The organism is Streptacidiphilus melanogenes (assembly GCF_000787835.1).
Taxonomy (GTDB): domain Bacteria; phylum Actinomycetota; class Actinomycetes; order Streptomycetales; family Streptomycetaceae; genus Streptacidiphilus; species Streptacidiphilus melanogenes.
Genome location: NZ_BBPP01000019.1, coordinates 1 through 12,354, shown reverse-complemented (window position 1 = coordinate 12,354; position 12,354 = coordinate 1). Strand labels below are relative to the sequence as shown.

The window sequence follows — 12,354 nt, the reverse complement described above, 5'->3', positions numbered from 1 at the left end:
GGGCGGGGCCTGCTGCGGGACCGGGGGGATGGTGGGCTCCGGAGCCGGCGTCGGGCGGGGGGTGTCCTCGGCACGCGGGACGCTGCCGAGGGTGTGGATGCTGCGGCCCGTCGCCGTGGAGCCTGCCGCCGACGACCCGGCGCCCGGTCGCGGGAACTCCGGCGTCGCGGCGGGGCGGTCGCTCGACGTGGAGCGGACGATCGGCTCGCGCACGATCGGGGTCGGCTGACCGCCGTCGAAGCCTGCGGCGATGACGGTGACGCGGACCTCGTCGCCGAGGGCGTCGTCGATGACCGCGCCGAAGATGATGTTCGCCTCGGGGTGCGCGGCCTCGCTGACCAGCTGCGCGGACTCGTTGATCTCGAACAGGCCCAGGTCCGAACCGCCGGAGATAGAGAGCAGCACCCCGCGGGCGCCGTCGATGGAGGCCTCCAGCAGCGGCGAGGAGATCGCCATGACCGCCGCCGCCTTCGCACGGTCCTCGCCGCGCGCCGAGCCGATGCCCATGAGCGCCGAACCGGCGCCGCTCATCACGGACTTGACGTCCGCGAAGTCGAGGTTGATCAGGCCGGGGGTGGTGATCAGGTCGGTGATGCCCTGGACACCGGAGAGCAGCACCTGGTCGGCGCTGCGGAACGCGTCCAGGACGCTGACCTGGCGGTCCGAGATGGAGAGCAGGCGGTCGTTCGGGATGACGATGAGGGTGTCGACCTCCTCGCGCAGCTGCGCGATGCCGTCCTCCGCCTGGTTGGCGCGGCGGCGGCCCTCGAAGGTGAACGGGCGGGTGACCACGCCGATCGTCAGCGCGCCGAGCGAGCGCGCGATGTTGGCGACCACGGGGGCGCCGCCGGTGCCCGTGCCGCCGCCCTCACCTGCGGTCACGAAGACCATGTCGGCCCCCTTGAGGACCTCCTCGATCTCCTCGCGGTGGTCCTCGGCCGCCTTGCGGCCGACCTCCGGGTTGGCTCCGGCGCCAAGGCCGCGGGTGAGCTCACGGCCCACGTCGAGCTTCACGTCGGCGTCGCTCATCAGCAGCGCCTGGGCATCGGTGTTGATCGCGATGAACTCGACGCCCTTGAGCCCGACCTCGATCATCCGGTTGATGGCGTTGACGCCGCCGCCGCCGATACCGACGACCTTGATGACTGCGAGGTAGTTCTGCGGTGCTGCCACGTCGAAGGCCTCTCGCCTCGGATCTGTCTACTCATACCGAAGGGGCGGTGCTTTCGACGCTCCCGACCCGAACCCTAAACATGAGGTTTAGAGTTAATGCTATGTCACTGCTGCATTATCCACTGTCACTAGGACAGTAGGCATCTGGGCAGGCCGGTTCAACGGACACGCCGAGCAAGCAGCTTTTTCTTGTGAGCCTATGTGATCTAAGGTCTCCGCGCGTACACCGGGGTCAACAAGCGTCAGGGCACAGTAGACGGTCCGTCAAGACCGCAGCGCAGGATCCGTTGGTGCGCTCACGTCGTATCCGTGTGCGTCCTGCTTCAGCAGTGCGCCCAGCACCACGGCCTTGCGCGCGCTCTGCTCGGGACTGCCCCAATAGACCGTGCTCGAAGGGCCGGTGAGCGTCAGCTCGATGTCGTCGTACGAGTGCACGACGACGAGCGAGGTGCGCTTCGCTACGGCCGGCGGGAGGGCCTTGGCCACTTCCACCGCGCCCGCGACCAGGACCGTCTCGGGGAACTGGGCGAGCTCGCCCCTGCCCGCGTCCGAGAGGGCGAGCTGCACGACCGGCACGCCGACCGGCGGCGCGGACAGCGTGGCGAACCGGTCACCCGTGGTGTCCTCGAGCGCGTAGCGGCCGTCGGCTCCGCGCACCGCCGCGACCGGCACCCGCTCGGCGACGGTGATCCTGACCGCGTGCGGCCAGGAGGTGGACACCTCGGCGTGGTCGACGCGCGGCAGCGCCTTCTCGATCCGCGCCGCCACCGCGCCGGTGTCCAGCTGCTCCAGCGGGCCGCCCAGCGGCACCTGGGCGGCCTGCAGCACCTGATCCCTGGTCAGCGCCCTGACCCCGACCACGGTGACCGTGCGCACGTCGAAGACCGAGGAGAACCAGACCAGCCACACACCGGTGCCGAGCAGCACGGCGACCAGGCCGCACAGCACGACGATCCCCCGGCGGGACAGCCTCAGCCTGGGCCGGGGCGGGCGCGCCCGTTCGGGACCCGCCCCCGGCCGCTCCTCGACCCCGACGGTCTCAGCCACGACGGCGGCCGCTCCGGTGTGCGTCGATCGCCTCGTAGACCATCTGCGCCAGCAGCTGGTCCGCGTCGCGGCGGCCGAACTCGGCCGCGGCGTGGGACATCTGCCAAAGGCGCTGCGGGTCGGTCAGCACCGGCAGGACGTTCTGCAGCACCCAGTCCGGGGTCAGCTCCGCGTCGTCGACCAGCAGGCCGCCGCCCGCGCGGACGACCGGCTGCGCGTTCAGGCGCTGCTCGCCGTTGCCGATCGGGAGCGGCACGAAGACGCCCGGCAGGCCGACGGCCGCGAGCTCGGCGACGGTCATCGCCCCGGCCCGGCAGAGCATCAGGTCCGCGGCGGCGTAGGCGAGGTCCATCCGGTCCAGGTACGGCAGCGCGCGGTAGGGCGGCATCCCCGGCAGGTCGTTGACCGGCGGCAGCTCGTTCTTCGGGCCGACCGCGTGCAGGATCTGCACGCCGTACTGCTGCAGGCGCGGCGCGACCGCCTGGACCGTCTCGTTCAGGCGCCGCGCGCCCTGGGAGCCGCCGGAGACCAGCAGCGTGGGCAGGTTCTGCTCCAGGCCGAAGTACTGCCGCGCCTGCGGGCGGGCCGCGCCGCGGTCCAGGTTGGCGATGGTGTGCCGGAGCGGGATGCCGATGTAGCGGGCCTTTTGGAACTTGCTGTCCGGCGTGGCCACGGCCACGTAGTCGGTGTAGCGGGAGCCGATCTTGTTGGCGACGCCGGGGCGGGCGTTGGCCTCGTGGATGACGATCGGCACGCCGCTGCGCTTGGCCGCGAAGTACGCCGACATGGCGACGTAGCCGCCGAAGCCGACCACGGCGTCCGCCTTGGTGCGCTCCAGGATGTCCTGGACGGCCTTGACGGTGTTGCGCAGGCGTCCGGGCAGGGTGATCAGGTCGCCGGAGGGCTTGCGCGGCAGGGCGACCTTGGGGATCAGCGCGAGCTCGTAGCCGCGCTCGGGCACCAGCCGCGTCTCCAGCCCCTGCTCGGTGCCGAGCGCGGTGATGCCGACCGTGGGGTCGTTGCGCCGCAGCGCGTCAGCCAACGCGAGTGCGGGCTCGATATGACCGGCGGTGCCACCGCCGGCGAGGACCACATGCACCGAAATTCACCGCTCCTTGTGGGGCCGCCGGAGGAACCGGCGCCGGGCCTGCTTGTTTCCCTTGCTCCTGCGCTTGCGCGTGTTCCGCGCGGCCAGGGCCGCCGACGCTCTCGGCTCGCTGCGCGCGAAGCAGAGCAGCAGGCCGACCGCGAACATGGTCGGCAGCAACGCGGACCCGCCATAGGAGAACATCGGGAGCGGGACGCCCGCGATGGGCAGAAGTCCCAGCACCGCACCGATGTTGATCATGGCCTGGGCCATGATCCAGGTGGTGGCGCCTCCCGCTGCGTACCTGATGAACGGCTCCTTCGTGCGAACGGCCACGCGGATACCCGCATACCCTAGTGCCGCGAAGAGAACGAGGACCGACACCGTCCCCGCCAGACCCAGCTCTTCACCGGTCACGGCGAAGATGAAGTCGGTGTGCGGCTCCGGCAGCTGACCCCATTTCTGCACGCTCGCGCCGATCCCGGTCCCGAACACGCCGCCTGAGGCCAGTGCCCAGATCCCGTGCACCGCCTGGAAGCAGGACCCGTCCGAGCCGACATGCGTCGCCCCGATGCAGCCGAGGCGCGAAAGCCGGTGCGGCACGGTGATGATGAGCACCGCGCTGGCCAGCAGCGCGAGCAGGGCGCTGGCGCTGAACAGACGCGTGGGCGCGCCCGCCATCCACAGCAGGCCGAAGAGCAGCGCACAGATGATCATCGCGGTGCCCATGTCACCGCCGGCGAGAACCAGCGCCAGCAGCAGGAAGCCCACCGGGACCAGCGGGATGAGCAGGTGCTTCCACTCGCCGAGAGTTTTCATCTGCTGTTTACGGGTGAGCAGGTCCGCCGCCCACAGGACCAGCGCGAGCTTGGCGAACTCGGAGGGCTGCAACTGGAAGAAACCGCCCAGCCGGATCCAGTTCCGGTTGCCGTTCACCTGGACCCCGATGCCCGGCACCATCACGGCGAGCAGCAGCACGACGACGCCGAGCAGCAGCGGGTACGCGAGCGCACGGTGGGCCCGCACCGGCATCCGCACGGCCAGGTACATCAGGCCTGCGCCTATGACGATGGAGATGAGCTGCTTCTTGAAGAAGTAGTCGAACGGCAGCCCGTCCAGCCGCGCTTCGATCTGCGAGGCGGAGAACACCATCATCAGGCCCAGCACGAGAATCAGCGCCGAGGACCCGAGGATGAGGTAATACGGCGTCAGCGGCCGCTCGAGGCCCCGCTGAAAGCGCCGCCAGGCGCTTCGCACACCGCTGAACCGGCTGTACGACCGGAAGGTTGCGACGTTCGCCTCCGGCACTTCGGTGGTCCTCTCCCCCGCACGACGACTGTCGGCGAACGACCCTACCGGGTCACCCGCCGACGGTCGTGGAGGCGCTGCCTACAGCGCGTGCACCGCCGCGGCGAAGGCGTCGCCGCGCTCGCCGTAGTTCGTGAACATGTCCATGGAGGCACACGCGGGAGCGAGCAGCACGGTGTCACCCGACTCGGCGAAGCCCGCCGCCGCGTTGACGACGGACTCCATCGCCGCGGCCCCCACGACGCCGTCGGGGAGCTCGAAGACCGGGACGTGCGGGGCGTGCTCGTCCAGAGCGGCCTTGATCACCGCGCGGTCCGCGCCCATCAGGACGGCGGCGCGCAGACGCGGGGCGGCCACGGCCACGAGCTCGCTCATCTCGGCGCCCTTGGCCAGGCCGCCGGCGATCCAGACCACCGACTCGTAGGCGGCCAGCGAGGCGGCCGCGGCGTGCGGGTTGGTCGCCTTGGAGTCGTCGACGTAGGCGACGCCGTCCACCTCCGCCACGAAGGCGATGCGGTGGGCGTCCGGCCGGAACGCCCGCAGCCCGTCGCGGACGGCGCGCGGCTCCACGCCGTAGGCGCGGGCCAGCGCCGCCGCGGCCAGGGCGTCGGCGATGTTGTGCGGGGCGCTGGGCTGGACGTCCTCGACGGAGGCCAGCTCGGCGGCCGCATGGCGGCGGTCGGTGATGAAGGCGCGGTCGACCAGCAGGTCGTCCACGACGCCGAGCTGGGACAGGGCCGGCGGGCCGAGGGTGAAGCCGACGGCGCGGCAGCCCTCCTCGACCTCGGCCTCGCGGACCAGCTCCTCGGTCGCCGGGTCGGCGACGTTGTAGACGCAGGCGACGACGTTGCCCTCGTAGATCCGGCCCTTGTCGGCGGCGTAGGCCTCCATGGAGCCGTGCCAGTCCAGGTGGTCCGGCGCGAGGTTGAGGACGACCGCCGAGTAGGGGTGCACGCTCGGCGCCCAGTGCAGCTGGTAGCTGGAGAGCTCCACCGCGAGTACGTCGTACGGCTCCTCCGCCAGCACGGCGTCCAGGACGGAGACGCCGACGTTGCCGACGGCGGCGGTGCGCTTGCCGGCCGCCGTCAGGATCGAGGCGAGCATGCGCACCGTGGTGGTCTTGCCGTTGGTGCCGGTGATCGCGAGCCACGGCGCCGGCTCGCCCGTCTCCGGGTGCGGGCGGCGCAGGCGCCAGGCGAGCTCGACGTCGCCCCAGACCGGGATGTCCAGCTTCTCCGCCGCCTGGAACAGCGGCGCGTAGGGAGGCCATCCCGGGGCGGTGACGATCAGCTCGGTGTCGTCGGGCAGCGAGTCGCCGTCGCCGAGGCGGACGGTGACGCCGAGCTCGCGCAGCTCCTCGGCCTGGGCCTGCTGACGTGGGCCGTCGCCACCGTCGACGACGGTGACGACCGCGCCGAGGCCGTGCAGCACCCTGGCCGCCGGGACGCCGGAGACGCCCAGCCCGGCCACCGTGACGTGCAGGTTCTCCCAGTTCATAGCCGTCATACCGTCCGCGACCTCACCGCTGCTCATCGAACTTCGCTACCTGTTAAGACGTGACCCAGCCAGCGTAGAAGAGACCGAGGCCCACGGCGACGCACAGTCCCTGAATGATCCAGAATCGGACCACGATGAGCACCTCCGACCAGCCCTTCAACTCGAAGTGGTGCTGGAGTGGTGCCATCTTGAAGACGCGTTTGCCGGTCATCCGGAACGAGCCGACCTGGATGATCACGGACAGGGTGATCAGCACGAACAGGCCGCCGAGGATGGCGAGCAGCATCTCGGTGTGCGAGCAGATCGCCAGACCCGCGAGCGCACCACCGAGGGCGAGGGACCCGGTGTCACCCATGAAGATCTTGGCGGGCGAGGTGTTCCACCACAGGAAGCCGAAGCAGGCGCCCATCAGCGCGGCCGCGACGACGGCCAGGTCGAGCGGGTCGCGGACCTGGTAGCACTGGGCACCGGCGGTGGCCGCGGTGGCGCAGTTCTGGCCGTACTCCCAGATGCCGATGAAGACGTAGGCGCCGAAGACCATCACCGAGGCGCCGGTGGCCAGACCGTCCAGACCGTCGGTCAGGTTCACGCCGTTGGACATGGCCAGGATCATGAACAGCGCCCAGATGGCGAAGAGCACCGGGCCGAGCGACCAGCCGAAGTCGGTCACGAAGGAGAGCTTGGTGGACGCCGGGGTGGTGCCGGCCGGGTCCGGGAAGCGCAGCGCGCCGACGGCGAAGACGATGCCGACGATCAGCTGCCCGGCCATCTTGGCCTTGGCCCGCAGGCCGAGCGAGCGCTGCTTGACGATCTTGATGTAGTCGTCCAGGAAGCCGACCAGGCCCATCCCCGCGAAGAGGAAGAGCACCAGCAGCCCGGACATGGTGGGCTTGGTACCCATGATCAGGTGGGTCAGCCCGTAGCCGACCAGCGTCGCCAGGATGAAGGCGATACCACCCATGGTGGGCGTGCCGCGCTTGCTGTGGTGCGCCTGCGGGCCGTCGTCGCGGATCATCTGGCCGTAGCCGTGACGGGCCAGGATCCGGATCAGGACCGGGGTGCCGACCAGCGAGAAGAACAGGCCGAACGCCGAGGCGAAGAGGATCGCCTTCATCAACGACCAGCCTCCCCGACGGTGCCCGCCATCGGGTCCTGCGTGAGCAGGGCCGAGGCGACCTTCTCCAGACCCACCGAGCGCGACGCCTTCACCAGGACCACGTCCCCAGGCCGGACCTGCTCCCGGAGCAGCTCGATCGCGCTATCCGCGTCGGGCACCAGCACCGATTCCTCACCCCACGAACCTTCGTTTCTCGCGCCCAGCTCCATGCAGGCCGCTTCCCGGCCGCCCACCGCGACCAGGGTCGCGATGTTCAACCGGACCGCGAGCCGGCCCACGGCATCGTGTTCGGCGAGGGACTCCTCGCCGAGTTCCCGCATCTCCCCGAGGACCGCCCAGGTGCGGCGGGCCTCCGGGCCCCTCCCGCCGATCGCTGCGAGCGCGCGCAGGGCGGCCCGCATCGAGTCGGGGTTGGCGTTGTACGCGTCATTGATCACGGTGACGCCGTCCGAACGCTCCGTCAGCTCCATCCGCCACTTGGACAGGCTGCCGGCCTCGCTCAGTGCGGCGGCGATCCGCTCGACGCCCAGCCCGCACACGGTCGCGACCGCGGCGGCGGCGAGGGCGTTGCTCACGTGGTGCTCACCGTAGAGCTTCAGGGCCACCGGCGCGGAACCGGTGGGTGTGCTCAAGGTGAACGAGGCACGCTGCAGTTGGTCGAATCGGACATCGGCGGCGCGCACCGTGGCGTCCTCGGCCTCGCCGTAGTAGACGACGCGCGCCCGCGTGCGCGGGGCCATGCCGCGTACCAGCGGGTCGTCGCCGTTCAGCACGGCCACGCCGTCCTCGGGCAGGGCCTCCACCAGCTCGCCCTTGGCCTGCGCGATGCCCTCGCGGCTGCCGAACTCGCCGAGGTGCGCGGTGCCGACGTTGATGACCAGGCCGACCTTGGGGCGGGTGATCGCGCACAGCTCGGCGATGTGGCCCTTGCCGCGCGCGCCCATCTCCAGCACCAGGAACTCGGTGTCCTGCCGCGCCTTCAGGGCGGTCAGCGGGAAGCCGATCTCGTTGTTGAACGAGCCCTCGGTGAAGACGCACGTGCCCTGGTCGCCGAGCACCTGCGCGATCAGGTCCTTGGTGCTGGTCTTGCCGGTCGAGCCGGTCAGCGCGACGACGGTGGTGTCGGTCAGCCGTGCGGTGACGGCGTGGGCCAGCTTGGCCATGGCCTCCAACACGTCGCCGACGACCACGGCGGGGACGCCGACCGGACGGCTCGCCAGCACGGCGACGGCGCCGGACTCGGTGACCACGCGCTCGGCGAAGTCGTGGCCGTCGACCCGCTCGCCCGCCACGGCGACGAACAGCGCACCGGGCGTGACCTGGCGCGAGTCGTGCACCACCGGGCCGGTGACCCGCGCCTGCGGGTCCGGTGCGTCAACGAGCGTCCCTCCGGTGGCCTCGGCCACCTCCGCGAGGGTCAGGGGGATCACGTTGGCTCTACTCCTCGACGTCCATGGGGGTGGACTGGGCAATGAGACTGGACTGCGCTGTCTGAGAAGCGATGGCGTCGCGCAGCACGACGCGGTCGTCGAACGGACGGGTCTCGCCCTTGGCGTACTGGCCAACCTCGTGGCCCTTTCCGGCGACCAGGACCGAGTCCCCGGCGTGGGCGCGGGCGACGGCGGCGGCGATCGCACGGGCGCGGTCGGGTTCGACGAGCACCTCGCCGCGCCCGTTCTCCGGCACCTCGACGGCGCCGGCGAGCATCGCGGCGAGGATCGCCAGCGGGTCCTCCGAGCGCGGGTTGTCGCTGGTCAGGATGGCCGTGTCGGCGTAGCGGGCGGCGATGGCGCCCATCGGGCCGCGCTTGAAGGGGTCGCGGTCGCCGCCGCAGCCGATGACGACCAGGACCTGCCCCTTCGTCACCTCGCGCAGCGAGCGCAGCGCGCCCTCGAGCGCGTCCGGCTTGTGGGCGTAGTCGACCACGGCGAGGAACGGCTGTCCGGCGTCGACCTGCTCCATCCGGCCCGGCACGCCCGGCACCGCGGCGACGCCGGCGACGGCCGCGTCCAGCGGCAGCCCGGCGGTGACGGCGGCGGCGATCGCGGCGAGCGCGTTGGCCACGTTGAACGGGCCGGGCAGCGGCGAGGACGCGTCGGCCGACCGGCCGTCCGGGCCGACGACACGGAAGTGCGAGTCGGCGTGGCCCAGGTGCACCTGCTCGGCGCGCCAGTCGGCGGCCGGGTCGCCCGAGGCGGAGTAGGTGAGGACCGGGATCTCCGACTCGGCGGCCAGGCGGCGGCCGTAGTGGTCGTCGAGGTTGACCACGCCGACGCGGGCCCGGCGGCGGGTGAACAGCTGCGCCTTGGCCCGGAAGTAGTCGTCCATGTCCGGGTGGAAGTCGAGGTGCTCGGGTGTGAGGTTGTTGAAGACCGCGACGTCGTAGACGACGCCGTCGACCCGGCCGAAGACCAGCGCGTGGCTGGAGACCTCCATGGCGACCGAGTCGGCGCCCGCCTCGCGCATCATCGCGAGGACCGCGTGCAGGTCGGTGGCCTCCGGCGTGGTCCGCTCGCTCTTGATCCGCGTCTCGCCCACGCGCATCTCGACGGTGCCGAGCAGGCCGGGGATGCGGCCGGCGCCACGCAGCGCGCCCTCGATCAGGTAGGCGGTGGTGGTCTTGCCGCTCGTACCGGTGACGCCGATGGAGAGCAGCTGCTCGGCGGCGCGGCCGTAGATCGCGGCGGCCAGCTCGCCGACCCGGGCCCGCGGCTGGGCGACGACCAGCAGCGGGACCCCGGCGTCGGCGGCGCGCTCGGCGCCCTCGGCGTCGGTCAGCAGCGCCACCGCGCCGTTGGCGACGGCCTGGGCGGCGAAGTCCGCGCCGTGGGCGTTGGCGCCGGGCAGCGCGGCGTACAGGTCCCCGGGCTGGACGGCGCGGGAGTCGTGGGTGATGCCCGTCACCTGCGCAGCGGCGCCCTCCGGCACACCCAGACCGAGCTGTTCGGCGACCTGCGCGAGGGCGAGGCCGTCGGTGGTCCGGGGGCGGAGCGAGGGCTGATCACGATGGGGCACGGCGGTGAGGTTACCCGTACCGGTGCTCTCGGAGCCAAGTGGGGAGTTGATTGCCATGTGCATGCCGCCGTCCGTGCTGGTCATGTGAGGGTATCGCCATCCTTTGCCGCCGTCTGCCACCCCGCCGTGACCCATGTCACCAGTTGACGGGCAGGTTCGCCGGGGCCGCGCCGGTGGGCGGGACGTCGAGTGTCTTCAGTGCGAACTCCATCACCTGTTTGAAGACCGGCCCGCACAGCTCGCCGCCGAAGTGTGCGCCCACCGGCTTCTGGATCACACAGGAGACGGTGAGCCGCGGCTTGTCCGCGGGCGCGAAACCGATGAAGGACGCCGTGTAGCCGCTGTAGCCGGACGCCGTGGCCCTGTTCGCGGTGCCGGTCTTGCCGGCCACCAGGTAGCCGGGGATCTGCGCCATGGTGCCGGTGCCCTGCTCGCTGCCGACGACCGACTGCAGCATCTCGGCCAACTGCTGGGCCACGCCCGTGCTCACCACCCGCGTGGTGGCCGGGGCGGGCGCCTGTGTGTACCGGCCGTCCGGCCCGGTGATCCCCTCCACCAGCGTCGGCGCCACCCGCACCCCGCCGTTGGCGATCGTCGAGTAGACGGAGGTGGTCTGCAGCGCGTTGACGGCCAGGCCCTGGCCGAAGGGGATGGTGTACTGCTGCGATCCGTTCCACTGCTGCGGCGGAGGCAGGATCCCCTGCGTCTCGCCGGGGAAGTCCAGCCCGGAGGGCCGGCCGATGCCGAACTTGGTCAGGTAGTCGTAGAGCACCTGGTCGGCCTGGCTCTGGGTGGAGCCCAGATGCTCCGCCGCCAGGATCGTGCCGATGTTCGACGACTGTGCCAGCACGCCGTTCAGCGTCAGCTGCTCGGTGCCGTGGGCGACGTCGTCGTGGAACACCCGGTCCGCGCGCGGCAGCGCCCCCGGCACGGTGACGTGCGTCTCCGGGGTCGCCACGTTCTGCTGGAGCACCGCGGCCATCGTCATCAGCTTGCTGACCGAGCCCGGCTCGTACGCGTCGCTCAGGGCGGTGTTGCCGATCGCGGCCGGGTTCGCGTGCGCGAGGTCGTTCGGGTCGAAGCCGGGAGCGGTCGCCATGGCCAGGATCCGGCCGTCCGTCACGTCCTGGACGATGACGTAGCCGCCGAGCGCCTGGCTCTTGGACACCTGGTCGGAGATCGCCTTCTGCGCCTCCCACTGGATGTCCCGGTTGAGCGTCAGCCGCAGGCTCGAACCCGGCACCGGCTCGGTCTCGTGCTGACCACCCGCGGTGGGCACCTCGCGGCCGTTCGCCTGCGCGTACACCTGCTTGCCGTCCACGCCCTTGAGCAGCTTCTCGTACTGCTGCTCCAGCCCGCCGGAGCCGATGCCGTCGGCGTTGACGAAGCCCAGCACGTTGGCGGCGAGGCCGCCGTCCGGGTAGACGCGCTTGTCGTGCCGGGCGTGGAAGATCGCGGCCAGCGGGTTGGCGCAGGCGTCGTCGACCCGCCCGGCGTCCCCGGCCTTCAGCGCCAGGGTGTTCTCGACCAGGCAGTGCCCCGTACCGGCCTTGAACGCGAGCTGGTTGCTGAGCGTGTTGATCTGGTTCCAGGTCTGCGGGGTCTGCTGCTTGGCGATCAGACGGTACATGTCCGTCTTCGGGTTCTTCGCCGTCAGCGCCTGCTGGAGCGTCTTCGGGTCCTGGCCCAGGATCGGCGCGAGCAGCGCGGCGGCCTGTGCGGGACCGTCGGTGACGTGGAGCTGCTGGGGCGTGAGCATGGTCGGGTCGGCCGTCACGTCGTACGCGGTGACGGTGGTCGCGAGGACGTCGCCGTCGGCGTCGGTGATCGTGCCGCGCTGCGCCGCGAGCGGCGTCGTCACGTACCGGTTGGCGCTGGCCTCCTCGGCGAGCGCGGTGGAGTCCAGGAACTGCAGCTGCACCAGCCGCCCGGCGAACAGGGCGAACACCACCGCGAGGGCCACCCACATCCCCCGCAGCCGCTTCCGCGGCTCCCCGAGCCGCAGCACGGTCCCGCCGGGCCCCGGCCTCCTCGGCGCGGGCGGACGCGGCCGCGCGGGCGCCTTGCCGCGGACCGGCGCCTCCGACCGCGAGGCGACGGCGACCCGGGC

General features: G+C 71.5%; 9 protein-coding genes. All 9 read right to left on the bottom strand.

The window, feature by feature from the left end:
• Nucleotides 1-1,173 (bottom strand): cell division protein FtsZ (gene ftsZ, locus TR49_RS20650; RefSeq protein ID WP_042383652.1); only part of this gene is annotated, 1,173 nt, incomplete at its 3' end.
• 264 nt (nucleotides 1,174-1,437) lie between these two features.
• The gene (locus TR49_RS20645; protein WP_042383650.1) at nucleotides 1,438-2,220 is read right to left on the bottom strand and encodes a cell division protein FtsQ/DivIB; all 783 of its coding nucleotides are present in this window, start codon (nucleotides 2,218-2,220) and stop codon (nucleotides 1,438-1,440) included.
• Nucleotides 2,213-3,319, bottom strand: coding sequence for an undecaprenyldiphospho-muramoylpentapeptide beta-N-acetylglucosaminyltransferase (gene murG, locus TR49_RS20640; protein ID WP_042383648.1), 1,107 nt, complete (start codon nucleotides 3,317-3,319; stop codon nucleotides 2,213-2,215). The genes TR49_RS20645 and murG overlap by 8 nt, the downstream gene beginning before the upstream one ends.
• A 6-nt stretch (nucleotides 3,320-3,325) precedes the next feature.
• Complete coding sequence (gene ftsW / locus TR49_RS20635) at nucleotides 3,326-4,615, bottom strand: putative lipid II flippase FtsW (protein WP_042383645.1); 1,290 nt, start codon at nucleotides 4,613-4,615, stop codon at nucleotides 3,326-3,328.
• Between the two features lie 81 nt (nucleotides 4,616-4,696).
• Entirely contained in the window at nucleotides 4,697-6,148 is a 1,452-nt protein-coding gene (gene murD, locus TR49_RS20630; protein WP_439654118.1) for a UDP-N-acetylmuramoyl-L-alanine--D-glutamate ligase, read from the bottom strand.
• A gap of 16 nt (nucleotides 6,149-6,164) precedes the next feature.
• Nucleotides 6,165-7,226: a phospho-N-acetylmuramoyl-pentapeptide-transferase gene (mraY, locus tag TR49_RS20625; protein ID WP_042367134.1), complete on the bottom strand. Its 1,062-nt coding sequence runs from the start codon at nucleotides 7,224-7,226 to the stop codon at nucleotides 6,165-6,167.
• On the bottom strand, nucleotides 7,226-8,659 hold the full coding sequence (locus TR49_RS20620; protein WP_042383643.1) for a UDP-N-acetylmuramoyl-tripeptide--D-alanyl-D-alanine ligase: 1,434 nt from the start codon (nucleotides 8,657-8,659) through the stop codon (nucleotides 7,226-7,228). Before TR49_RS20620 ends, mraY begins: the two co-directional genes overlap by 1 nt.
• Nucleotides 8,660-8,666: 7 nt before the next feature.
• A complete protein-coding gene (locus TR49_RS20615) occupies nucleotides 8,667-10,328 on the bottom strand; it encodes a UDP-N-acetylmuramoyl-L-alanyl-D-glutamate--2,6-diaminopimelate ligase (RefSeq protein WP_042383641.1) in 1,662 nt (553 codons plus the stop codon).
• Nucleotides 10,329-10,380: 52 nt separating this feature from the next.
• The coding region (locus TR49_RS20610; protein ID WP_042383640.1) for a peptidoglycan D,D-transpeptidase FtsI family protein at nucleotides 10,381-12,354 on the bottom strand (1,974 nt) is incomplete at its 5' end.

What these genes read in the sequence shown, in the direction of transcription:
- mraY (WP_042367134.1), bottom strand. Translation starts at nt 7,226, where the DNA reads ATGAAGGCGATCCTCTTCGCCTCGGCGTTCGGCCTGTTCTTCTCGCTG.
- TR49_RS20615 (WP_042383641.1), bottom strand. Translation starts at nt 10,328, where the DNA reads ATGACCAGCACGGACGGCGGCATGCACATGGCAATCAACTCCCCACTT.
- murD (WP_439654118.1), bottom strand. Translation starts at nt 6,148, where the DNA reads ATGAGCAGCGGTGAGGTCGCGGACGGTATGACGGCTATGAACTGGGAG.